General features: G+C 50.9%; 1 protein-coding gene. It reads left to right on the forward strand.

The features are described 5' to 3' along the window. Positions 1–273, forward strand: a 273-nt coding sequence (locus CHH91_RS18355; RefSeq protein ID WP_176465857.1) for a class II fructose-bisphosphate aldolase, incomplete at its 5' end; no start/stop codon positions are given. Between the last annotated feature and the right edge of the window lie 20 nt (positions 274–293).

Consider the following 293-nt stretch of genomic DNA (forward strand, 5'->3'; position numbering starts at 1 on the left):
CCGCTCGTCCTTCACGGTGCCTCAGGCATCCCTGATGAACAGCTACAACGGGCCATAAAGCTTGGCCACGCCAAAATCAATATAAACACAGAATGCATGATCGCATGGTCTGATGCTTGCCGGACAACATTTGCCGAGCAGGAAACGGCATTTGAGCCGCGGCTGCTCTTACAAGAGGGCCTAGCGATGGTCCAGGCTACGGTCAAAAAGAAAATCAAACAATTTGGAGCAGCCAATAAAGCAGCCGGTTCTACAAGTCTACAAAGGAGATGAAACCTATGACAGCACCTCCC

It is taken from the genome of Virgibacillus sp. 7505, assembly GCF_002272135.1.
Classification (GTDB): Bacteria; Bacillota; Bacilli; order Bacillales; family Amphibacillaceae; genus Terribacillus.